The sequence below is a fragment of the Parabacteroides sp. AF14-59 genome (assembly GCF_003479515.1).
Classification (GTDB): Bacteria; Bacteroidota; Bacteroidia; order Bacteroidales; family Tannerellaceae; genus Parabacteroides; species Parabacteroides faecis.
In genome coordinates this window covers 46,560-69,297 of the sequence record NZ_QUHH01000028.1, presented here as the reverse complement: position 1 = coordinate 69,297, position 22,738 = coordinate 46,560, and the positions used below count along the sequence as shown (strand labels likewise).

Sequence of the window (22,738 nt, the reverse complement as noted above, 5' to 3'; positions counted from 1 at the left end):
GTTTTAAGATTTAATTGGAGTTTTGGATGATTTGTCCTCCTTTATTGAATGATTTATCCTCTTTATACAGATTAGTCTTCCTGGAATACGCATATGTACAATGTGTTAGCTGAATAATCTTATTTTGTCGGATAGATATGTTTTTACAATTTTTTTCTTGTTTGAATGATCTGTCTTCCTCTTTGAATAGATATTTTCTTCTTGTTTTTCCAAAAATAGTGTCTTTTGCATATGTTCAACCTAAAAAAATGCTTATGATGAAAGAGTAGTACGATTGTAAAAAAAAGGTTTTGTTGTTAACCTTCTTTTATGTTATCTCAAATTTTGTTTGATAATCAAAAAATTATTTCAGCCTAAATGAAAAGAAAAATTAGAATTTTTATTCTACCGCTTATAGCCCTTTGGGGGGCTTGGGGTAGTTCCTGGGCAGAGAATATGGCTATAACTGAACGGGAAAAAGATGTAGATACCAGAATTTCGATCAACCAGCAGCGTGATATTTTGGTAACAGGGGTCGTGAATGATACTTATGGAGAACCTATGGTAGGTGTGAATGTCATTGTAAAAGGAACGACTATAGGTACAATGACGAGTGCAGATGGTAGTTTCAGTGTTAAAATACCTTCTGAAAAAACAGTATTGGTTTTTTCTTTTATCGGTTACAAGACCATGGAGATTCCTTATGCCGGAAAAGATAAAATAACTGTAGTATTAGAAGATAATGCGGAAATGCTGGACGAAGTACAGATTATTGCCTATGGTACGCAAAAGAAAGTAACGGTAACGGGAGCTATTTCTTCTATTAATACAGATGAACTGCTAAAATCTCCGACATCCAGTATCGGTAATATGTTGGCGGGAGCCGTATCCGGTATTTCGACTGTACAGTATAGCGGACAACCCGGTGCTGAAGACCCGGAAATATTTGTTAGGGGAAGTGCTTCATTGGATGCTGCCCGCTCGCAGCCATTAGTTTTGGTGGACGGTGTCGAACGTTCGTTTTTTCGTATGGATCCGAATGAAATAGAAAATATTACGGTTCTGAAGGATGCTTCTGCAACGGCCGTGTTCGGTGTTCGAGGTGCGAATGGCGTTATTTTGGTCACAACACGTAGAGGAAAAGAAGGGCGTACGGAAATATCCTGGTCTTCATCTGTGGGTATCAGTGAAGCAATGCGGGTTCCGGAAGTAGTGGGAAGTTATGAACACGCTAAATACTTCAATGAAATGCAGTTGAGCGATAATCCGTCGTTAGGTCCTAACGACCTGCGGTTTTCTCCTTATGTGCTGGAAATGTTCAGGACAAATGCGGATCCTATTATGTTTCCGAATACCGACTGGCAAAAATTATTATTTAAAAATTCCTCTTTGCAAACTCAGCATAACCTGAATATTTCAGGAGGAACGAAAGATATCAAGTATTTTGTTTCCTTGGGTTATTTATTTCAGGATGGTTTGCTTAAAAAGTTTTATGAAAGTTATGATCCGAATTATAAGAATAACCGATATAATTACCGGGCGAATCTGGATATAAACGTAACTAAAACAACTACATTGAAATTAGGACTGGGAGGGCGCTTGGAAACGAGAAGAGAGCCGCCGTTTGCAGATGTTAATAATTTGTGGATACAGATTCTTCGTGTGCAACCATTTTCCAGTCCCGGTTTTGTAGACGGAAAAGCGATCCATTTGAACAATCGCTATATTCCGATGGAGATGCGTAATCTGCTGGATCAGTATTATGGAAAAGGATATACCGATTATTCACAGAATACGATGAATCTGGATATGGATCTGACACAAAAGTTAGATTTTATAACCAAAGGACTTTCTTTCAATATAAAGGGCGCTTATAATACATCTTATACCGGCAGTAAATCATGGAGAGGGTCTATGGAATTCTACATACCGGTTTACAAATCGACTTTAACGAATCCAGGTCTGGCTATCGATGATCCAAGTTTCGACCACTCGATTGTCTATCAGCTGGATGGAGCAGATAATGTTTTATCTCCATCCGAAAGTTGGGGAGAAAAAACGCGTGACTGGTATGCGGAAGCCAGCTTACGTTACGATTGTACGTTCGGTGATCATAAAGTAGGAGGTCTGTTACTTTATAATATGACCAAGCAGTATTACCCCAAAGCAAATACGGATATTCCGCAAGGATATTTAGGGTTGGTGGGGCGTGCTACTTATGCCTATAAAGATCGTTATCTCGTTGATTTTAATGTCGGATATAACGGATCTGAAAATTTTGCACCAGGAAGACGATATGGCTTTTTTCCGGCAGCTTCACTTGGTTGGGTTATTACGGAAGAAAAATTTATGAAGTCTGTCGACTTTATAAGTTTTCTGAAACTAAGAGCTTCTTATGGTCTCGTTGGTAATGATATTTTGAGTGAATATAAACGATTCTTGTATTTACCGGATTCCTGGTCGGCCAGTTCGGGTGGCTATTATTTTGGTGTGAATACACCACAATCTTTTCCCGGGGCTTCCGAGTTATTATTGGGAAATCCGAATGTAACTTGGGAAAAGGCGGCCAAACAGAATTATGGTTTGGATTTAAATCTGTTTGACCAGCGTTTGAGCTTTTCATTGGATGTCTTTTTCGAAAAACGAAAAGATATTCTTATTCAGCAGAATACGGTTCCCGGATTTGTTGCGGCAGATCTGCCAGCTGTTAATTTAGGTAAAGTAAACAATCATGGATATGAAATCTCTTTGGGATGGAATGATAAAATAGGTCGTGATTTCCGTTATTGGTTGAAAGGGAACATTTCTTATTCAAAGAATGAGATTGTTTATAAAGACGAGATTCCACAAAATGAACCTTATATGTATGAGACAGGACGTTCTACCGGATTGAATTTCGGTTATGTCTTCGATCGCTTTTTTGAAGCAACGGATTTTAAAGAAGACGGTTCGACGCTGGAAGGAATTCCTGTACAATCAGGAACATTTAAACCGGGAGATATTCTATACAAAGACCTGAATGGCGATGGAGTGATAGACGGTGATGATAAAACCTATTTCGGTTATAGCGATAATCCCGAATATATTTTTGGTTTGAATATGGGATTTGAATATAAAGGTTTTGATTTTTCTATGAGTTGGACAGGAGCTACTCATGTATCCAGATTATTTGAAGAAGACTTTACCCGTCCGTTTAATACCGGAGATGCTCCGTTAATGAAGTGGATCGCTGATGAGCGTTGGACTGAGGAGAAAGGACAAGCTTCCAAATTTCCGCGTCTGACTCAAACCAACAGAGTCCATAACTCTCAGGTGAGTGATTTCTGGGTTCGAGATGCCTCTTATCTGCGTTTGAAGAATATGGAGATCGGATACACATTAAATGCGAATCTGTTGAAAAAAATAGGTATTCAGAAACTGAGATTATTTATGAACGGATACAACTTATTTACCCTGGATCATCTTGGCTTCATAGATCCGGAATCGAAGGTCACTAATAAGAATAAGTATCCAAATACTCGTATTTACAATTTTGGGGTGAATGTTAACTTTTAACGATTGAATAGTATGAAAAGATTATTAATGCCAATAATTATAATTGCAGGATCTTTATACTTCGGGGCATGTAATGACCTAAAGATAGGAGATGATTTTTTGGAAAAAGGCCCGGGGGCAGATGTTACTCTGGATACAATTTTTTCCTCTAAACAGTTTGCTGAACGTGCTTTGGTGGCGGCATACAAACACTTACCTTATGGGGTGATGTATAGCTGGGATGCGGCAGAAGATAAATTAGGGGTCGATCTGCTTGAATCGACGACAGATCTTTGCCAATCTTATTTAGGATGGGGGTGTGGTGCCGAACGCCATTATTATAACGGACAATACAATGCATCACTTTCCGATACTTATGATGTGATGTATGCCTATACGAAGGAGCGTAGTTGGGAAGCTATTCGTAAAGCTTATATTTTTCTGGAAAATGTGGATCGGGTTCCCGATATGACAGAATCGGAAAAAGAAGTTCGTAAAGGAGAAGCTAAAATGATTATTGCTGTGCAATATACACAAATGATGCGTCATTTTGGGGGATTACCTTTGCTGGATAGAGCCATTTATCCCGGGGATGATTATAACTACCCTCGTGAAACGATTGAAAAAACCGTCAATTTTATTGTGAATCTTTGTAATGAAGCGGCTTCGGTTCTTCCCTGGCAGACATCGGCAGAAGAAGACGGACGGTTTACGAAAGCGGCTGCACTGGGATTGAAGGTTCGTGTATTATTGTTTGCTGCCAGTCCGTTGTTTAATGACAATCAACCTTATTTGGATGGCGAAGCCAGTTCTAATCTGATGGTTTGGTATGGTAATAAATCAGAACAACGCTGGCAGGATGTAATCGATGCCTGTAAAGAATTTGAACAGGCCAACAGCGCAGACTCCTATAAATATGAATTGGTAGAGACCGGGAATTATCGACAGGACTTCCAGGATGCATGGTATAAAAGAAGAAATGGAGAGGTACTGATCTCTACCCGTGTAGCTAATACTTGTCCGGGTATTTGGGATGGTGATTTTTATTTCATGCAATCATCCGGTTGGTATGGTTGCAGCTGTCCGACATTGAATTATATGGATATGTTTGGTAATGCTGATGGTACTCCTTTCTCTTTAGACTGGAATAATATTCCTCAGGGAGTTAATCCTTTTGAAAACAGAGATCCTCGTTTGTATGAAACATTGGTTATCAACGGAGACAAATGGCAGGGAAGAACCGCTCAGACTTATATCGGCGGATTGGAGCAGCCAACTGAAAACGATACACGTTGTCGTACAGGTTCCGTGATGCGTAAGTTCCTTCTCGAACATGACAATGCCACTTTGGCCGGATCAGTTATTCATTGGCCTTATTTACGTTTGGCTGAAATCTACTTGAGTTACGCTGAGGCATTGAATGAAGTAGGACGTACAGGAGAGGCATATGCCTGGGTCGATAAAGTCCGCGGACGGGTAGGATTGCCGAAATTGCAACGTAATTTATCGCAGGAAGAGTTTCGTGAAATGGTTTTGAATGAACGTGCCGTTGAATTTGGCTATGAAGAAATCCGATGGTTTGACCTGGTTCGCTGGAAACGTGCCGGCGATTTTACCAAACCATTGTATGGAGTAAAGATCAGACTTCAGCCGGACGGTTCATTTAAATACGAAAAGTGGCAGTTGGCGGAACGGTATTGGAAAAACAGCTGGTCTCCGAAATGGTATTTATGTGCATTTCCACCGAATGAAATCAACAAGGGGTATGGATTGGTGCAAAATCCGGGATGGTAATTTATTTGATAAATCATAGAAGTAGATTATGAAAATAATAAGAGAAATATATGTGGCTACATTTTTGTCTGTATCCGTACTTTCTTATGCACAGGATGCTTCTACAACAATAAAAGTTGTAGACAAACAAAATAACCCGCTGGTAGGTGTAAAGGTAGCTTTAAAAGATAATATGTCGAATGGTTCGTTGACGGATGAACGTGGACAAGTCTCGCTTGACGATACGCAAAAGGGTGATATTCTCATTGTCCAGGCATCGGATGGCAGCCGGAAAGATATTCAGGTGAAAGAAGGGATGAACGTAGTTGTTTTGGACGGACGTTCCAAACCGGTGAACCGCGGATTCAATTTGTCCGGTCGTAATGAAGAGAGTACGGCGGCTGTTTCTACAATTTATATGCAGTCGGCTAAAACCTCTGATATAAATCCGGCTAACTCATTGTATGGAAAACTCACCGGATTAACAAGCTTACAGGCTACAACTGTTGCCTGGAGCAGTGATCCGGAAATGTTTGTCAGAGGAACCGGAACAACCGGAACAAAGACTCCTTTGATTTTGATCGACGGGTTCGAACGTCCGTTAAGTTCTCTTTCTCAGGATGAAATAGAAAGTGTTACGGTCTTGAAAGATGCCGCATCCCAGGCATTGTACGGAGTGCGGGGGGCCAACGGGGTAATATTGGTTACGACTAAACGTGGAGAGTTTTCCGGCATGAAGGTGAAAGCCAGTTATCAGTTTGGACTGAATACGCCTTTTCGTATTCCGGCTATGGCAAACGGCTACCAGTATGCGCAGGCGATGAATGAAGCTTTACAGATGGACGGACTGGCAGCCCTGTATAGCCAGTCTGATTTGGCAGCTTTTCAATCAGGAACTCAGCCGGAATTGTTCCCCAGTGTAAATTGGGCAGATGAGGTTCTGAAAGATAAAGGAGCGACTCATCAGTTCAATGCCTCTTTTACAGGAGGAGGTAAGAATATACGTTATTTTGCCGCCATCAATTATATAGGTGATAACGGTTTCATGAATACCGATCACTTCAGTCCGGATTATTCCAGTCAGATGGAATGGGATAAACTGAGTGCAAGGGCTAATCTGGATATTAATGCGACGAAACTCACATTGATCAAATTGAATCTGTTGGGTATTTTATCGCAACATAATCGTCCGGCAACGAACTATCCGACATTGTTCCCCATGATTTATAATGTACCGTCGGCAGCTTTTCCTATCAAAACGAGTACCGGAGTATGGGGAGGTGATAATATCCGTAAGAACCCGGTTGCAGAATCGGTAGCAACAGGTTTTTCCATAGGAAATGATCGCTCTTTATATGCCGATTTACGGATCCTGCAGGATTTATCCGTACTTACTCCCGGCCTGAGTGCAGAACTGGCGATTGCTTATGATAACCAAGCCAGTTACTGGGATAGTAAAACAAAAAATTACGTGTATGAAAGTCTGCAGCCGGTCAGGGATAATGGAGGTGACATCACAGATATAACCCGTGTACGTTATGGACAGGAGACAGATTTGTCTTTTAGCTCCAGTTTAGGGTCTCAGAGCCGTGTCACTACTTTTGAAGCAAAAGTGAATTATGAAAAGAACTGGCTGGATACGCATCAGTTGAATGCTTCAGTTATTTATCATCAGGAGGAAAACTCTCCGAATGGGTTGAATCAGACATACCGTCGCCAAAGTTATATTGGAAATGCAAGTTATGCTTATAAAAATAAATATCTTGCTGATCTGGTACTGACTTATTCAGGCTCCAGTGTACTGGGTAATTCGGATAAGTATGCATTTTTCCCGGCTATTTCAGCCGGATGGGTGATTTCTTCGGAAGATTTTATGCAAAATGCAACAGCTATCAATTATTTGAAAGCCAGAGCTTCGTGGGGTATTACCGGAAGTGACAGGTTTGCGTATGATTACGATAAATATTACTTCAAAACAGGTACCAGTGCATATTATTTTGGTGATAACAATAATTCTGCGTCCGGTCATGGGGAAATTCGTTTACCTAATTTAAAATTAAAGCCGGAGACAGCTTCTAAATTTAATTTCGGTATCGATATGGAGGTATTCAACCGGCTTTCTTTATCGGCTGATGTCTTTTATGAAAAACGGACGAATATCCTGGTTAATTCGGCTCCTATTTATTCTACGGTATTGGGTGTTACGACCCCGATGTTGAATGACGGCGAAGTAAAGAATTATGGATTTGAAGCGGGCTTGTCATGGAACGACCGTATAGGTGATTTTACCTATATGCTTGCCGGTAACTTTGCTTTTGCGCGTAATGAGATTGTGAATATGGACGAAGGCTATCAACCATATGATTATTTGAAAAACACAGGCAATCGTATCGGTCAGTATTATGGTCTGGAAGCCATCGGTTTCTTTAAAGATGAGACGGATGTTGCTAACAGTACCCCGCAATCATTCTCGAAAGTGGTTCCGGGCGATGTAAAATACAAAGATCAGAATAATGATGGAGTGATTGATGATTATGATAAAGTGGCTATTGGCTATAGTACGATATTGCCGGAAATAACATATGGATTTACCATTGCATTAGGATATAAAAATTTGAGTTTGAGAGCTGATTTCCAGGGTGTGGCTAACTATACGCTGGTAAAGGATATGGAAAGTATGTACTGGCCGCTGGTGGGCAACAGGAATGTATCTCAGCACTATCTGGAGAATCGTTGGACACCGTCTACACCTGATGCCATGTATCCGCGTCTGACTACTAAACAGAACGATAATAACTTCAGAAACAGTTCTATCTGGACTGAAAATGGAAATTTTCTGAAGTTGAGAAATCTGGAAATAGCATACACATTGCCTAAATCATGGGTGAACAAGATCAGGCTCGAAAAAATCAACTTGTTTGCCAGAGGTATGAATCTCTTTTCCGTAGATCATGTGAAAGATATGGACCCGGAGCAGATGTATGCCACTTATCCTTCTTTCAGATCATATAACATAGGATTAACTCTCGATTTTTAAAATTAGACGTATATGAATAAGTATCTATTATCAACCATATTGGCTTTTGCAGTATCTCTGCCTTCTTGTGATTATCTGGATTACAGTGAGTCTTCCGGATACGGGAAGGAGGATATGTTTGTCTACTTTGACCGGGCGAAAGGTATGCTTACAACAGCGTATTCTTATCTACCGGTAGATTTTGGAAGTTTTGACGGAGCGACTCGTGCGGCTGCAACCGATGAGGCGGAGTATGCATGGAGCACTTCCAATATTATCCGGTATAATAATGGTTCCTGGAGTCCGATTCTGACAATAGACGATGTATGGGGAAACTATTATGCAGCGATCCGGACTACTAACATGTTTCTGGAGAATCATCAAAAAGATTTTGAGAATATAGAATGGAATGATGATTATGCGCTTTTAATGAAACAGTATCAGTATTATCCTTATGAAGCTCGTTTTTTACGTGCATTCTACTATTTTGAGTTGGCAAAGCGTTATAAAAATGTTCCTCTGATAACGGACTGTCTGGAATTGGAAGACGCGAATAAGGTGACACCCGCAGATTTTGAAAAAGTAATCGGGTTTATTGTCAGCGAATGTAATGAGATTGCCGATAAATTACCGGTATCATACAAAGATATGCCGGGAGCTGAAACCGGCCGTATCACGCAGGGAGCCGTCATGGCACTGAAATCGAGAGTATTGCTGTATGCAGCCAGCCCGTTATATGCGGGAGCTGTCAGTCAGGAGAAATGGGTGGAAGCGGCAAAAGCAGCTAAGCAATTGATTGACAAATCTGAATCTGAAGGGTGGTATCAATTGGTTGATGAAAGTAGCTGGAATAATTTGTCTTCAAAAGAATTGATCCTGGAAACCCGGCAGGGTAATTCCAACAATTTTGAGAAGCTGAATTTCCCGATAGGATACGAAGGGGGAAACTCGGGAACCTGCCCTTCACAAAATCTGGTAGATGCCTTTGAAATGAGTGACGGCAGCCGGTTCGACTGGAAGAATCCGGAGCATGTCAGTAACATATATAATCCGGAAAAAAGAGACTCTCGTTTGTTCAAGACCGTGTTATATAATGGATCGACTTTCAAGAATGCAACGGTTGAAACATTCATCGGTGGTAAAAACGGGACTCCTATCGACGGGGCGACTCCTACTGGCTATTATTTGAAAAAGTATGTGTTGGAGTCTATTAGCCTGGATCCGAACAATACAACGACCGGCCGCCATGTCTGGGTCCTTTTCAGATATGCAGAGGTATTGCTCAATTATGCGGAAGCGTTGTATGAGGCGTATGGTAATCCGGATTATACGGATAATACATTTACTTTATCGCCTCGTGCAGCCATCGATCAGGTCAGGACGCGTGCCGGTATGCCGGGTGTTGCTACGGATAACTTCCGGGAAAGGATACGGAACGAACGTCAGGTAGAACTGGCTTTCGAAGATCATCGCTTCTGGGATGTCAGAAGATGGAAGATCGCTGATCAGACGATGGATATTTATGGGGTAAAAATAGAAAAGAAAGGGAATGATTTGATTTACACTCGTCAACTCGTCGATCAGCGGACCTGGAATGACAGAATGTATTTATATCCTATTTCGAATGCTGAATTATTTAAAAATACACTATTGAATCAAAATCCGGATTGGTAAAATGATAAGTTTAGGGATGTATTAAAGTCCTGTTATCAGGGTTCCTTAACATGGACTTTTTACATCCCCTTTTGAATATTGGTTAACAAATAAATTAATTAGAGATGAAAATATGCACTTTGCTTTTGGCTTTATTGCTATGTGCCTGTAGTCCTGTTTCGCGGACATTTTATATGGATAGTCTGACGGGTGATGATAGCAACACAGGAAATTCACCTTCAACCGCCTGGAAGAGTTTGAAAAAACTGAATGAACAGATGTTCGAACCGGGTGACCGTATCTTGTTCAAATCGGGTACGGAATACATAGGACAGTTTGAACCGAAAGGTAGTGGTAGTAAAGAAATGCCTGTCATTGTCAGTAGTTATGAAGAAGGCAAAAAGCCCGTTTTACATGGTAACGGGCTCAAGCAACACACAGTGTTGCTTGAAGGTCTCGAATATTGGGAGGTTAATAATCTGGAGATAACAAATAAAGGGGAAAAACCGGATCCGGGCAGAAACGGAGTGATTATTTACGCCTGGGATAAAGGAGATGTTCACCATATCCATTTAAAGAACCTGACTGTTCATGATGTGAACGGTAGTTGTATTAAGAATGAAGGAGCAGGAAACGGTATTTACTGGCATAACGGTGGAGAAGAAGTACCGACCCGTTTTGTCGATTTACTGATTGAGAACTGCCATATCTATCGTTGTCATCGAAATGGCATTACCGGAAATGGAAATTCAGGTCGTGATAAATGGTTCCCGAGTTTGAATGTCGTTATCCGGGGGAATCTGATCGAACAAGTTCCGGGGGATGGGATTGTCCCGATCGCTTGTGATGGTGCATTGGTCGAACATAATGTGGTGAGGGACAGTCCTGATCTGTTAAGGATTGAAGATGCCGCAGCCGGGATATGGCCGTGGAGTTGTGATAATACAATTATCCAGTTCAACGAAGTAAGCGGTCAGTTTGCCAAGTGGGATGCACAAGGATTCGATTCGGATTACAACTGTCGTAATACGCTTATCCAGTATAACTTCAGCCACGATAATGCCGGAGGTTTTGTGATGGTTTGTAATGAAGGTAACTCTTTGGGAGAGCCGTATAATATAGGTACAGAAAATACGATTATCCGCCACAATGTAAGTATTAATGACGGTTTGCGTCCGTATCCGACTCGTCCGGGTTGGTTCTCTCCGGTAATCCATATTTCCGGACCGGCTAAACAGACGGCTATTGAGGATAACGTAATCGTTATCATGAAAAAGCCTTCTCCCGATATAGATCGTTCAGTGCTCGTGATGGATAACTGGGGTGGTCCCTGGGCGGAGAATACGGTTTTCAAGCGGAATATCTTCTATATCATGAACGATGAACTGCAATATAAGTTTGTGACAGGTAATAGCATTAATACCAAATTTGAAGGTAACACTTATTATGGCAATTTTATCGACAGGCCTGAAGATTCTTCCGCTGTTGAAAAAGAATTAGATTTACTATCCAGCTTTCCATTCCATAAGGAGTTTCCCGAATATTTGCGGGAGAAAGTGTTGGATCGATTGAAACAAAGCACCGATCAGGCTAAAATAGAATAGTCTCTAACGAAAATAGGCATTCGTTGTGATAATCCGAAAAAACTCTCTATATTTGCGGCATGCATTGTTCCTGGCCTGTATTCGCAGGAAAGGATTAAAAGGGAATCGGGTGAAAATCCCGGACAGTCCCGCTGCTGTAAGCTTCATAACGGATAAGGCAACACTCATGCCACTGACGAAGGAGTTGACAGATAACAGTGGACAGTGGACAGTTTAACTGTCAATTGTCAACTATCAACTGTCAACTGACAAAAGTTGGGAAGGCGCCCGATCCGGAAGTAAGTCAGAAGACCTGCAAGGCATATTATTTCGACGGCTTCGAGGAAAGGCCGGAAGAGAACAAAAGGCAATTCTGCCTCTATATTCTTACTCCCGTTCATCCTGTCGTTGTCCTGGTGTATTTGTTTTTAATTATTTTGCCATAATAATTAGGAAAAGAGGCATGGATCGGTTTGCGGGATGAGCTCCGTGTCCGGTGCATGCTTTTCTTTTTAATGAATGAACAGTAAGGCTGGAATACTTGTTTATTATTGGAAAAGTATGTTTATTTGCAAACAGTAATTAATTAACAACAGGCAATATGAAAAAGGTTACAGGTTTAGTTTTGATTATTTTGATGGCATTCATAGCCGTACCGGCCAAGTCCCAGCTGAAGTTTGGGGTGAAAGGCGGTTTAAACATATCGTCCGTTCATCTGAATTCCGATATACTGAAAGCGGATAACGTGACAGGTTTCCAGATCGGTCCGATGATCGAAACAACGATTCCTCTGGTCGGAATAGGATTGGATGCAGCGATCCTTTATTCACAGAAAGGAGTAGATATGAAAGCGGAAGGATCGGCCTCTTCAACAAGTATGAAAACAGATTATCTCGATATACCGGTAAATCTGAAATGGAAATTCGGTATTCCTCTTGTCAAAGCCTATCTTTCTGCCGGTCCGTATGTCGGTTTCCGTGTAGGAGGGGATAAAATATGGGATGTTTTAGGAGATCAGATAAAAGCGAAAAACTTTAGTGCAGGCCTTAACTTCGGTGTAGGTGCGGAACTGATCAGTCATTTGCAGATCGGTGTAAATTACGGTTTGGGACTAACCGATAACTATAGTTCTGAGAAATTCGACCTGAATGCCAAGAACCGCGGATGGTCTATTACAGCTGCCATTTTGTTTTGATAACAGACATAAGATATGAAGGGCCGGGCTTTAACAGTCCGGCCTTTTTTGTTACTTTTGGCATCGTAAATGAAATATGCAGATGTCATACTACCCCTGCCGCTGGAAAATAGCTATACTTATAGCATTCCTGCGGACCTGGAGGCTGCCGTAACTCCCGGTTGCCGGGTCATTGTTCATTTCGGTAAGAAACGTTATTACACAGCGATTGTCATGGATGTGCATGAACGTAGGCCGAATACGGATTTTGAAACAAAAGAGATCTATGCCTTGCTGGATGCAAGTCCCGTGTTGCGCAGGCCGCAACTTCGTTTCTGGAAATGGATAGCCTCTTATTATTTGTGTAAACTGGGAGATGTTTATAAAGCAGCCTTACCTTCCGGGTTAAAACTGGAAAGTGAAACGGCTGTGACTTATAATGCTGATTTTGAGGCAGACGGTCCTTTGCGCCCCAATGAACAAGCAGTACTGGATGCCTTCAAAGGTGTACTCAAATTAACTGTATCGGAACTGGAGAAAAGAACCGGATTGCGTAATGTTGTACCGGTTGTGGCTTCTTTGATGGCTCGTGGAGCTGTTGAAGTCAGCGAAGAAATGAAACGAGGGTTTGTTCCGAAAATGCAGACATTTATCCGGTTGTCGCAGGAATATGCTACTGAGGAACGTTTACAGGAGGTTTTTGCCGATTTTAAGCGGGCAAAAAAACAGGAACTTTTGCTGGTTTGTTTTCTCGATTTAAGTCATGCTTTAAACCCTGCTCTGAGTAAGGAGGTTTCAAGAAAAGAATTGCTGGAGCACAGTGGCTGTTCATCTGCTATATTGGAAGGTTTGCTGAAACGAGGAGTCCTGGAGAGTTATGAGAAAGAAGTCGGACGTTTGCAAGTCCCGGTATGCCGGTTGCAGTCGCTTAGTTTGCTAAGTCCGGCACAGGAAAAAGCCTATAACGAGATACATGATACTTTTACTTCCAAAGAGGTTTGTTTGCTTCATGGAGTTACTTCGAGCGGAAAGACTGAAATCTATGTCCGTCTGATCGATGAGGTGTTGAAGATGGGCCGGCAAGTTTTGTATATGCTTCCGGAGATCGCTATAACGACCCAGATCACGGAGCGGTTGGCTAAGTTGTTCGGAGACAAGTTGCTGGTATATCATTCCAAATTTTCCGACAATGAACGTGTGGAGGTTTGGAATAAGCTGCTTCATGGGGGAGAACCGATGGTCGTACTGGGAGTACGTTCCTCTCTTTTTCTTCCGTTCAAGGACCTGGGGCTGATCATTGTGGATGAGGAACATGAGAATACCTATAAACAACAAGACCCGGCACCACGTTACCATGCCCGTAATGCTGCTATCGTATTGGCGGGGATGCACGGGGCAAAGACATTGTTGGGGTCTGCGACCCCTTCGATCGACTCTTATTTCAATGCAACGACCGGTAAATATGGATTGGTAGAACTGACTTCCCGTTTCGGTGATTGCCTGATGCCGGAGATCATAACTGCCGATATAAAAGAACTGAAGCGTAAAAAGATCATGAAAGATACGCTTTTCTCTCCTTTGCTGGTTGAAAAGGTAAATGCGGCGCTTGCTCGTGGCGAACAGGCTATCCTGTTCCAGAACCGGCGTGGGTTCGCTCCGATGATCGAATGTAAGAGTTGCGGCTGGGTCCCTCATTGTGTGAATTGTGATGTCAGCCTGACCTATCATAAATACCATAATCAACTGGTCTGCCATTATTGCGGATATACTATTCAGTTACCGCCGCATTGTCCGGAATGTCAGAGTGCTGAGTTAAAAATGATGGGATTCGGTACGGAAAAGGTGGAGGAGGAGATCGCTTCTTTATTTCCGGCGGCAAAAGTCGAGCGGCTGGATTTCGACACAGCCCGTACCCGTACGGCTTACGAGCGTATTATATCGGATTTTGAGAAAGGGAAGACGCAGATACTGATCGGGACGCAAATGTTGTCCAAAGGGTTGGACTTTGGAAATGTGAGTGTAGTAGGTATTCTGAATGCCGATAACCTGATGAATTACCCAGATTTCCGGGCTCACGAACGCGCTTTCCAGCTGATGGTACAGGTGAGCGGGCGTGCCGGCAGGAGAGATAAACGCGGTACGGTTGTTTTACAGACTTCCCAGCCGGAGCATCCTTTGATACGAATGGTACAGCATTTTGCTTATCGGGAAATGGTCCGTTTGCAGTTGAGCGAGCGCAGTATGTTCCGGTATCCGCCTTATTACCGGTTGATTGTTCTGGTGCTCCGGAGCCGTAATGAGACTGTCTTGCAGGAAATGTCGACAATCTATGCAGAAAAGTTGCGTGTTCGTTTAGGAGAAAGGGTATTAGGCCCAGTGACTCCGCCTGTCACCCGGGTACAGACATTGCATATTAAAAAGATCGTTCTGAAAATCGAGATAGCTGCAGCGATTGCCCCTGTTAGGGAGATACTGGAAGCAATTCATTCGGAAATGCAACGCTATCTTCCTTTTAAACAGTTGATAGTACACTATGATATCGACCCGGCGTAAACAATGAAGTATTCAATTAAAAAAACAATTAAATGACCAGTATGATGAAGCAGGAAAAGATAAGATTGTTATTTGTTTGTCTCGGAAATATCTGTCGCTCTCCGTCGGCAGAAGCAGTGATGAAGAAATTGGTAAAGGATGCCGGTCTTGAAGATTCTATCGAAGTCGATTCGGCAGGTATCATGGGATATCATGAAGGAGAACGTGCCGACCAGCGGATGCGTAGCCATGCAGCACGGCGGGGCTATGTGCTCGATTCTATCTCCCGTCCTGTCCGTACTTCCGATTTCTATGATTTCGATCTGATCATCGGGATGGACGATCGTAATATCGATGACCTGAAACAGAAGGCCCCCGACCTGTCATCTGTTGCTAAAATACACCAGATGACAGAATATTCCCGTAATAAATTATACGATTATGTCCCCGATCCCTATTATGGAGGCGCCTCCGGCTTTGAGTTGGTTCTCGATTTACTGGAAGACGCCTGTGGCGGATTATTGGAAACTATTTCTTCAGGTCAGGATAACTGATACGGGTATGGAACATCGTTTTCAGCTTGTCGACAAAAACACTTTTAATGGTTTCCACGTCCCGGAAGGTCAGCGGAGCACTCTTTAATAATCCGTCAGCGATCTGTCCGTCGATAATTTTATCCACCAACTGTTTGATGCTCTCTTCCGTATGTTCTTTCAGACTGCGGGAGGCCGCTTCAACAGAGTCCGCCATCATCAGCACGGCAGTCTCTTTTGAGAACGGGTTAGGTCCCGGATAAGTAAACACCTTTTCGTCGATCTCTTTATCCGGATATTGGTTTTTGAATGAGTTATAGAAATATTTGGCTTTCCCCAATCCATGATGTGTGCGGATGAAATCGACGACAGCTTTCGGTAACAATGCCTTCTCGGCTATCCTTACTCCATCGGTGACATGGTTGATGATCACTTTGGCACTCTGGTCGAAAGTCAGCTGGCCATGTGGATTCACACTACTTTGGTTTTCGGTAAAGAAAGCCGGGTTTGCCATTTTTCCTATATCATGGTACATGGCTCCCGTTCGCACTAGTTGCGCATTCGCTCCGATTTTTGCAGCCGCTTCCGATGCCAGGATAGAGACCTGCAGGGAGTGTTGGAATGTTCCGGGAGATGTTTCCGATAACTTTTTAAGAATAGGCGTATTGATGTTCGATAATTCCACCAATGTGATACTCGATACATATCCGAAGGTCTTTTCCAACATGTAAACCAGAATATAAGTAAACATCAACAGAATGAAGTTAATACCGAAGTACAGGATCATCAGCCAGTTGATCTTGTTGAAATCGGCTTCCTGATATAAGGCAAGACTGATATAACATAATGTATAAGACATAAAGATCAGGAATGCGCAACGGATCAGCTGCGAACGTTCCGACAGGTCTCTCAAGCTGAAGGTAACGACCATCCCCGCTATGATCTGTAACAGCAGGAACTCATGCGGGAAAGGTACCATCAGCGAACATATCAATACGATGATAAGATGTGTAAACAGGGCTGTACGGGAATCAAAGAAGGTCCGGACAACGATCGGCACAATCGCATAAGGCAATATATAAATATTGAACAGTGCATACGTGACACACAACTCTGTCAATATACAACTGACAAATATACACAGGACGAGAAACAGCGCGTTCCGCCTGTTATGTAATATCTTCAACCGGAAGGACCACAGGTATAGCCAGAAACAAAAAATCATACCGAAGACCAGTACGAATTGTCCGCCGAGGATAATACTTTGACGTTGGGCACCGCCCGACTTCGTTTCGTGTACGATCTTTAGGGAACGTAACACATTGTATGTATGATTATCAATAATTTCTCCCCTGTCAACGATGCGTTCCCCCGCCTGTACCATACCGTTAGCCAGTGCTACCCCCCGGAGCATATCGTCTTTTACTTTCTCAGACATCGCTTCATCGTACGATACGTTTTCCGTCAGGTAATTATTAATATCACAAGACTGCAGGATCGATTTGTCCAAACGGGTCGGACAATTATTTATAATGAACTCATAAGCTGTTTTTACCGTGAAAAAGTCGCTGGCATAACGGGAATGTGCAATATTATTTTCCAGCAGGTTAACGCGTTCGTAGTTGTTCTTTTTCAGGTTTTCCACTTCCTGCGGGGCTATGATCCCTTTTTTGTACAGGCTGACCAGGCTATTTTCGATGTATTGCATATAAGCCGGCGTCGCTTTCCGTTTCAGGTCATTGTTGTAGGCAGTCCGTAACTTGTCGACTTCCGTATTTTCGACAGTCGCGTCCATGCGGAAATAAGGCTCGAAGTTTTTCAGTACACTGTCTTTTTCTGCTTCGACTTCGGCATCGGTTTTATAAATAGGAAAATCGCTCGGCGCAGTAAGCAATCCGTACCTCCAGGGCTTGCCTTCATAGAACTGATAACGGAATTTCCCCTCACGCGGGAAAAAGTAAGCAATTAGCAGAGATGCTACTATGAAATATACGGCCGGGTGTATGCTATAGTTTTTTAGTTTCATAAGATTCTCATTTGAGGGCGAAATGTACATAAAAAAGTTTAGTAAGAGAAAAAAAAGGACTACTTTTGCCGCATTATTATAGAATGAAAGAATTATGACTCAAAGGAAAGTTAGAGTCCGTTTTGCACCCAGCCCGACAGGGGCGCTGCATATCGGAGGTGTTCGTACTGCTTTATACAACTATTTGTTTGCCAAACAAAATGGCGGAGATTTGATTTTACGTATTGAAGATACCGATTCTCAACGGTTTGTTCCGGGAGCCGAGAAGTATATCATTGAAGCTCTTACCTGGTTGGGTATCAAGTTCGATGAAGGTGTGAACTTTGGAGGCGAACAGGGTCCCTATCGTCAAAGTGAGAGAAAGGCTATTTATAAGGAATATGTCGATCAGTTGTTGAGCGACGGTCTGGCTTATATCGCTTTCGATACACCACAGGAACTGGATGCCAAACGTCAGGAAATCGCTAATTTCCAGTACGATGCATCTACCCGTTTGCAGATGCGCAACTCCTTGACACTTTCTGCAGAGGAAACAAAGGCATTGATCGATGCCGGCAACCAGTATGTTGTCCGCATCAAGATCGAACCGAACGAAGATATCCATGTAAACGATATCATCCGTGGTGAAGTAGTGATCAACTCTTCTATCCTGGATGATAAAGTATTATATAAATCGGCTGACCAGCTGCCTACTTACCATCTGGCAAACATTGTCGATGACCACCTGATGGAAGTAACTCACGTGATCCGTGGTGAAGAATGGTTGCCGAGTGCTCCCCTTCATGTCCTGTTATACCGTTATCTGGGTTGGGCGGATACGATGCCGCAATTTGCCCACCTCGCTTTATTGCTGAAGCCGGAAGGGAACGGTAAACTGAGTAAACGTGACGGTGACCGTTTAGGATTCCCTGTGTTCCCGTTGGAATGGCATGATCCTAAGACCGGCGATATTTCTTCGGGATACCGTGAAAGCGGTTATTTGCCGGAAGCAGTCGTTAACTTTCTTGCTCTGCTGGGATGGAACCCCGGTAACGATCAGGAGATCATGAGCATGGATGAACTGATCAAATATTTCGATCTTACCCGTTGCAGCAAGGCCGGTGCCAAGTTCGATTATGAAAAAGGTAAATGGTTCAACCACCAGTATATCCAGAAGAAAGACAATAAAGAAGTGGCAGCACTGTTCATGCCTATCCTTGAAAGCCACGGTGTAAAAGCCGAACCGGCTTATGTGGAAAAAGTGGTAGGAATGATGAAAGACCGTGTTTCTTTCATTAAGGAATTGTGGGATGTTTGTGCATTCTTCTTTGTTGCTCCGACCGAATACGATGAGAAGACAACGAAAAAACGCTGGAAAGCCGATTCTGCAGCCCAGTTGGCAGAACTGATCGAAGTGCTGCGCGTTCGTGAACCGTTCGATATCGAAGGAACCGAAGAAGAAGTGAAAGCCTGGATCGAAAGCAAAGGATACCATTTGGGAAATATCATGAATGCTACCCGTTTGGCTTTGGTCGGTGAAGGAAAAGGCCCTCACATATTTGATATTACAGAAGCTTTAGGAAAAGAAGAATCTATTCGCCGTATCGAAAGAGCGATTGAAGTGCTTAAATAAGTTATGTATAGTCTGGCAATCCACTTTTACGCATTTATCATTGCGTTGATATCTCCATTCCATAAAAAGGCCCGGATCATGCGTCTGGGGCAGTGGAGGACGAATTCCATTCTTCGTGAGAAGATCGACCGGAATGCAAAATATATCTGGTTTCATGCTTCCTCCCTGGGCGAGTTCGAACAGGGCCGTCCGATGATGGAGAAGATCAAGGCGGAACATCCGGAGTATAAAATACTGCTTACTTTCTTCTCTCCTTCGGGATATGAGGTTCGTAAGAATTACAATGGGGCAGATGTCATTTGTTATCTGCCCTTCGATACGCCTTACCGGGTTAAAAAGTTCCTGAATCTGGCAAACCCGGCTATTGCCGTATTTATAAAATATGAGTTTTGGGGAAATTACCTGCATGAGTTAAAACGCAGAGGCATCCCTGTTTATATCATTTCTGCTATCTTCCGTCGTGACCAGCTGTTTTTCCAATGGTTCGGTTATTCATACCGGAAGATGCTTTATTGCTTCACACATTTGTTCGTACAGGACGATCGCTCGAAAGAATTATTGAATGAATTTGGTATCAGGAATGTGACGGTTACCGGTGATACCCGCTTCGACCGGGTATTGGACGTTCGTAACCAGGCCCGTGAATTGCCGAATGTGGAACGTTTTGTTTGTGAAGGAGGAGAAGAGAAACACCTTACTCTTATTGCCGGAAGTTCCTGGCCGCAGGATGAGGAAATACTGATCCCTTATTTCAATGAACATCCGGAGATGAAATTAATCATTGCGCCGCATGAGATCCACCGGGAACATCTGATGTATATCGAGTCGCTGTTGAAGCGTCCCTCCGTCCGTTTATCGGATGTGAAGCAAGATCCGTCTTTACTGGAAGGAAAAGATTGCCTGATCATCGATAGTTTCGGATTGCTTTCTTCGATCTACCGTTACGGCACGATCGCTTATATCGGTGGAGGTTTCGGAGCCGGTATACATAATACATTGGAAGCTGCGGTGTATGGCATACCTGTCATATTCGGACCCAGATACCAGAAATTCAAGGAAGCACGCGACCTGATCAAAGTGGGAGGAGGTTTTTCCGTATCGGATAAACAGGTTTTCTGCGATAAGATGGATGAGTTGCTGACTTATCATGAAGTTTTGGAAGCTTCGGGTAATAGTGCCGGACATTTCGTTAGCGATAATGCCGGGGCAACCGATAAGATATTACAAACGATTCAGTTTTAAAAAGAGATACCGATTGATCAGATGTTTTTCAGGTTTATGCCGGATAAGAAACAGACATCTGTCAATCGGTACTCGTTTTTTTAAGCTCCGGGTTCTCAAAATCCCGTGTATTCCACTTTCATTCAATAGCCCGGAGCCTTGCGCATAGTTGATGTTTTTATGTATTGCGCTTTTTTCTCATTGATTTATTCTGTTGCCGGAGCTTCTTCACCGACCATCAGGGGAGTAATATTATTTTCTGCTCCCGGATAGCCTATATTCTGATTGATAACCCCTCCGGTATTTGTCTTGATCGCATTTTCCGGAACCGGCCACAGTACATGATGTACGCTCATCCGGTATTCGCCATAAGGGATAACGACTCCTTTGTTGTAAAAGTTATTATGCTTGATCACCCAATCGAAATAAAAGTTCACTCCAGCGTCCTTACAGTTTGTCCCGGTTCCGCCCGGACCTGAGAAATTATCTAATTTATAGATACGGCCCCCGAATTCTTCACAAGCCTTGCCTGTTTTAGCATACAGATAGGACATGCGGACCAGTTCCACATGGCGGTTTTCTTCGTAGTACAGTTCACGGGCACGTTCGGCCAATACCTCGGCGATACCGATCGTTCCGGTCAAAGGTTCTGCCCCGGCGCGGTTTCGGACAACATTCAGCATGGCGGCAGCATTCGCATTATCCCCTTTCCAATAGTAACACTCGGCCATCATCAGGTATGTTTCGGCTGAACGATAGACATACCAGGGAGTTTCACCGCCCTGGTAATCCTGTGTTTTTGTAGGGTCCGGAACAAACAGTTTGTAATGCGGCCACATATACCAGCAACGGATAGAGTCGGCAACGGACATGTCATTCGGACGAACCAGCGGCTGGCCATACCACGGACTGTTGTTCTTCTTCAGGCTCGGCTCATTGTATCGCAGATCTTCCATACGTTTCCAGCTGTCGTGATTATTCGGACTGCGCAAGTCGTTCTTTTCCTTATCGGTCCAGATCTCATACTGGAAATAATTCGTAGGGCGGCAAGTGCCGATACCACGGCCGTAATTGGCATCATTATCGATCTCCGTGTTCTTGTCTTCGGAGGCCGGAACAATAGCTGTCCCGGATTTTCCGTCCGGAGTTTTGATGGCTGCCCCTTTGGCCCAGTAGGGGAGTCCGTTACGCATCGTATAAATACGTTTATCTCCGGCTTCGACAATGTCAGGATAAGCCACCACGTACATGAGACCTTCCGTATTGTTCATGTCTATTTTAGCTTCTACGCTATGTAAGTCATGCATCAGGTTTGTATTCGGTTTGTTCTGGTTGCTGGTGAAACGTTCTGTCATCAACGGATGCCGGGCAACTACTTCCTTTCCCACTTCGATGGCGCGGTCGAAATCTCCCAGCGACATACATATTTTCATTAATAACATGCCGCAAGCATCTTTATTAGCCCTGCCGCGGTCCATCTGTTCAGGAACCCATTGATAGGCAAACTCCATATCCTTTTTACATTGTTCGAGTATGCTCCAGCGGTCATAGGAATAAAAGTCGAGCTTCGGCCGGGTGATCTCTTCACTTAACCAGGGGACGTTCCCGAACTGATGTGTCAATTTGTAATAACGGTAGGAACGATGGAAATAGGCTCCGCCCAGCACTGCATTCCGCTCTGCCTCGTCTTTGAATGTGGCGGCGTCGAGACGGCTGATCACAATATTGGCATACTTGATCCCTTTAAAACCTTCTGCCCAATACCATCCGTTCTTGCCTTTCATATCATTCTTCGTACGGGCAGGAAGCATCTCGTTATCGAAATCGACCAGCGAACCGCTTTCATCGGTTTTTCCATGTACGGCAATATCTGCTGTGTACATTTCCGTTAGTATCGGAGCGCCGTCGGTAAAAAATTCGTGGCGCATATTCCGTTCGCAGGCTACCAATGCGGAGTACAAACCGGCTGCGTCTACATAGGTGTTTTCCGGAGTGTAGAAGGATAGGGGTTTCGGTTCGAGCCAACTGTCGTTACAGGAGTTGAGTAAAGGTAACGCGGCTAAAGCCAGTATGAGATATTTTGTATTGTTCATAATCTTAAT

The 22,738-nt window shown here is 43.2% G+C and carries 12 protein-coding genes and 1 riboswitch; of the genes, 10 read left to right on the top strand and 2 right to left on the bottom strand.

The window, feature by feature from the left end; all coding sequences use genetic code 11:
* Positions 1–357 precede the first annotated feature (357 nt).
* The 8 genes from DWW23_RS22340 to DWW23_RS22305 all read left to right on the top strand — a co-directional run bounded on the left by DWW23_RS22340 (position 358) and on the right by DWW23_RS22305 (position 15,798).
* The gene (locus DWW23_RS22340) at positions 358–3,534 is read left to right on the top strand and encodes a TonB-dependent receptor (RefSeq protein WP_122356346.1); all 3,177 of its coding nucleotides are present in this window, start codon (positions 358–360) and stop codon (positions 3,532–3,534) included.
* Positions 3,535–3,546: 12 nt separating this feature from the next.
* Positions 3,547–5,307 (top strand): RagB/SusD family nutrient uptake outer membrane protein, encoded by a 1,761-nt coding sequence (locus DWW23_RS22335; protein ID WP_122356344.1) that lies wholly within the window; start codon positions 3,547–3,549, stop codon positions 5,305–5,307.
* A gap of 28 nt (positions 5,308–5,335) precedes the next feature.
* On the top strand, positions 5,336–8,323 hold the full coding sequence (locus DWW23_RS22330) for a SusC/RagA family TonB-linked outer membrane protein (protein ID WP_122356342.1): 2,988 nt from the start codon (positions 5,336–5,338) through the stop codon (positions 8,321–8,323).
* Between the two features lie 12 nt (positions 8,324–8,335).
* A complete protein-coding gene (locus DWW23_RS22325; RefSeq protein ID WP_122356340.1) occupies positions 8,336–9,976 on the top strand; it encodes a RagB/SusD family nutrient uptake outer membrane protein in 1,641 nt (546 codons plus the stop codon).
* 104 nt (positions 9,977–10,080) lie between these two features.
* On the top strand, positions 10,081–11,559 hold the full coding sequence (locus DWW23_RS22320; RefSeq protein ID WP_122356338.1) for a right-handed parallel beta-helix repeat-containing protein: 1,479 nt from the start codon (positions 10,081–10,083) through the stop codon (positions 11,557–11,559).
* 47 nt (positions 11,560–11,606) lie between these two features.
* A riboswitch (cobalamin riboswitch) is annotated at positions 11,607–11,874 on the top strand.
* 265 nt (positions 11,875–12,139) lie between these two features.
* On the top strand, positions 12,140–12,733 hold the full coding sequence (locus DWW23_RS22315; protein ID WP_122356336.1) for a porin family protein: 594 nt from the start codon (positions 12,140–12,142) through the stop codon (positions 12,731–12,733).
* 69 nt (positions 12,734–12,802) lie between these two features.
* Entirely contained in the window at positions 12,803–15,265 is a 2,463-nt protein-coding gene (gene priA / locus DWW23_RS22310) for a primosomal protein N' (RefSeq protein ID WP_122356334.1), read from the top strand.
* A 44-nt stretch (positions 15,266–15,309) separates the two neighbouring features.
* Positions 15,310–15,798 carry a low molecular weight protein-tyrosine-phosphatase gene (locus DWW23_RS22305; RefSeq protein ID WP_370449323.1) on the top strand — a complete coding sequence of 163 codons (489 nt, stop codon included), beginning with the start codon at positions 15,310–15,312 and terminating at the stop codon, positions 15,796–15,798.
* Here the strand turns inward: DWW23_RS22305 and DWW23_RS22300 are convergent.
* A complete protein-coding gene (locus tag DWW23_RS22300) occupies positions 15,773–17,803 on the bottom strand; it encodes an HD family phosphohydrolase (protein WP_122356332.1) in 2,031 nt (676 codons plus the stop codon). The two genes, DWW23_RS22305 and DWW23_RS22300, sit on opposite strands and share 26 nt — an antisense overlap.
* A gap of 94 nt (positions 17,804–17,897) precedes the next feature.
* On the opposite strand from DWW23_RS22300, the gene gltX reads away from it, so the two are divergent.
* Positions 17,898–19,415: a glutamate--tRNA ligase gene (gene gltX / locus DWW23_RS22295; RefSeq protein WP_122356330.1), complete on the top strand. Its 1,518-nt coding sequence runs from the start codon at positions 17,898–17,900 to the stop codon at positions 19,413–19,415.
* 3 nt (positions 19,416–19,418) lie between these two features.
* Positions 19,419–20,657: a 3-deoxy-D-manno-octulosonic acid transferase gene (locus DWW23_RS22290; RefSeq protein ID WP_122356328.1), complete on the top strand. Its 1,239-nt coding sequence runs from the start codon at positions 19,419–19,421 to the stop codon at positions 20,655–20,657.
* A 185-nt stretch (positions 20,658–20,842) separates the two neighbouring features.
* Here the strand turns inward: DWW23_RS22290 and DWW23_RS22285 are convergent, their stop codons facing one another.
* Positions 20,843–22,729 (bottom strand): RagB/SusD family nutrient uptake outer membrane protein, encoded by a 1,887-nt coding sequence (locus tag DWW23_RS22285; RefSeq protein ID WP_122356326.1) that lies wholly within the window; start codon positions 22,727–22,729, stop codon positions 20,843–20,845.
* Positions 22,730–22,738 lie beyond the last annotated feature (9 nt).